This window comes from Streptococcus sp. 2741, from assembly GCF_013276315.1.
Taxonomy (GTDB): Bacteria; Bacillota; Bacilli; order Lactobacillales; family Streptococcaceae; genus Streptococcus; species Streptococcus pseudopneumoniae.
On record NZ_VMKU01000152.1, the window covers coordinates 1 to 2,215 of the forward strand.

The following is a 2,215-nucleotide window of genomic DNA, read 5'->3' on the forward strand; positions in this document are numbered from 1 at the left end:
CTGCGGCTAGTTTCCTAGTTTGCTCTTTGATTTTCATTGAGTATGAGTCTACTCTAATCAACTCTTTTCCTGTTCGAGTGGGACGACTGCTAGTGTCTTTCCCAAACTGGCTAGGACTTTTAAGACTGTGTCCAACTGAGGACTAGTCTTGCCTGTTTCCATCCTAGCTATGACAGGCTGGCTTACTCCACTAAGTTCTTCTAGCTTTTTCTGACTGATTCCTTGCTCATGCCTGGCTTCAATCAGCTCACTCATGATAGCCACTCGCATATCACTTTCAAGGATTTCCTCCTTGGTAAAGAGTTGAGACTGGACATCCTTCCAATTACTCCCAATAGCACTATTCTTCATCTCTTAACCCTCTTTCTTTTACGTCTATGTATTTTTTGAAAAAATGAGCGAATTATAATTCGATAGATTGACCAGCGGGTTTAAAATTGGTGCTAGCTTGTTTCTTAAGCGCTTTTCCTTTTCTAGGGTAAAGCAGATCCTGCTTGCTTAACCCCAATTTTCCACGATGAATCCAATAGTAAATGGTAGAAATTCCCACGTTAACGCCCTTAGCCTTGACCATCATTTCAGGAGAAAATTTTTGGTTATGATAGTGGAGAATCTTTTCCTTCAGCTCCTTGGTCAATCTTGATTTCTTGACCGAGCGCTTGCGATTGTGTTCATAAGACTGTTGAGCATAGTCGCCAGAATAAACCTCTTTGAAGCACCCTTTTCCAAGACATTGTCGGACTGTCCCACGCTTGATTTCAGTATGGATAGTTTGAGGAGCTTTTCCAAGTAGAGAAGCAATTTCTCTATTTGATTTTCCCTTTTTCCATCGTTCGATTAAGCGACGACTATCGATTGTCAAATGTTTGCCTTTTGTAGTATAATTGTCTTGCATCTCCGTGACTTTTAATCATTTCAATCTTAAATTGGACTTTTTTTTACTTGGGTTGTACTTAATCTATAAGGAAGACAATAAAAAGAATATCAATCGAGTAAAGTCACAAAGTCACATTAGCTCCGAGCAACCATTGCAAATCGAGGTACTCATACAATGATTAAAATATTTCTCTCTGCCTTTTCTGTCATTCTCTTTGCTATCCCTATCATAGCTTATTCTTTTTTTCCATCTTCTAATCTTAATATTTGGCTATCTACCAGACCTATCTTGGCACAGATTTATGCCTTCCCCTTAGCTACTGCAACTATGGTTTCTATTTTAAGTTTCGTATTTTTTTCCCTATCTTTTTACAAGAAAAATAAACAAATACGGTTTTATTCTAGCATCTTGCTCTTACTATCGTTCATATTACTATTATTCGGAACAGATAAAACCCTTTCTTCCGTATCAAATAAGACTAAAACCTTAAAATTAGTAACTTGGAACGTCGCTAATCAAATAGAAGCACAACATATTGAGCGAATTTTTAGCCATTTTGATGCCGATATGGCTATATTCCCTGAACTAGCTACCAATATCAGAGGTGAGCAAGAAAACCAGAGAATCAAACTATTGTTTCATCAAGTTGGACTTTCTATGGCCAACTATGATATTTTTACTTCTCCACCTACTGACAGTGGAATAGCTCCTGTGACTGTGATTGTCAAGAAAAGTTACGATTTCTATACAAAAGCTGAAACTTTTCATACAACACGGTTCGGGACAATTGTATTACATTCGAGAAAACAAGATATACCAGATATCATTGCTTTGCATACTGCTCCTCCTCTGCCAGGTTTAATGGAAATCTGGAAGCAAGACTTAAACATCATTCATAATCAATTGGCTTCAAAATATCCAAAGGCTATTATTGCAGGTGATTTTAATGCAACTATGCGTCATGGAGCACTTGCAAAAATAAGCTCTCATAGGGACGCATTGAATGCACTTCCACCTTTTGAAAGAGGAACTTGGAATAGCCAAAGTCCAAAACTTTTTAATGCAACGATAGATCATATCTTATTGCCTAAAAACCACTACTATGTTAGAGATTTAGACATTGTAAGTTTTCAAAACTCTGATCATAGATGTATTTTTACAGAAATCACATTTTAATTATTTTATACTCTTCGACAATCTCTTCAAACCACATCAGCATCGCCTTACCTTAGACATATGGTTACTGACTTCGTCAGTCTTATCTACAACCTCAAAACAGTGTTTTGAGCAACCTACGGCTAGCTTCCTAGTTTGCTTTTTGATTTTCATTGAGTATTA

General features: G+C 37.1%; 2 protein-coding genes and 1 pseudogene. 1 reads left to right on the plus strand and 2 read right to left on the minus strand.

Going from position 1 to position 2,215, the window contains the following annotated elements:
- Positions 1-57: 57 nt before the first annotated feature.
- Both HT671_RS11010 and HT671_RS11015 read right to left on the minus strand, forming a co-directional pair.
- Positions 58-351 (minus strand): helix-turn-helix transcriptional regulator, encoded by a 294-nt coding sequence (locus HT671_RS11010; protein WP_138702722.1) that lies wholly within the window; start codon positions 349-351, stop codon positions 58-60.
- Between the two features lie 58 nt (positions 352-409).
- Positions 410-895: pseudogene (locus HT671_RS11015) on the minus strand (IS30 family transposase); the annotation flags it as partial.
- A 156-nt stretch (positions 896-1,051) separates the two neighbouring features.
- Here HT671_RS11015 and HT671_RS11020 point away from each other — a divergent pair.
- The gene (locus tag HT671_RS11020) at positions 1,052-2,053 is read left to right on the plus strand and encodes an endonuclease/exonuclease/phosphatase family protein (RefSeq protein WP_138702721.1); all 1,002 of its coding nucleotides are present in this window, start codon (positions 1,052-1,054) and stop codon (positions 2,051-2,053) included.
- The last annotated feature ends 162 nt before the right edge of the window (positions 2,054-2,215 follow it).

Coding starts and splice junctions, on each gene's coding strand:
- HT671_RS11010 (WP_138702722.1), bottom strand. CDS start 351: ATGAAGAATAGTGCTATTGGGAGTAATTGGAAGGATGTCCAGTCTCAA.
- HT671_RS11020 (WP_138702721.1), top strand. CDS start 1,052: ATGATTAAAATATTTCTCTCTGCCTTTTCTGTCATTCTCTTTGCTATC.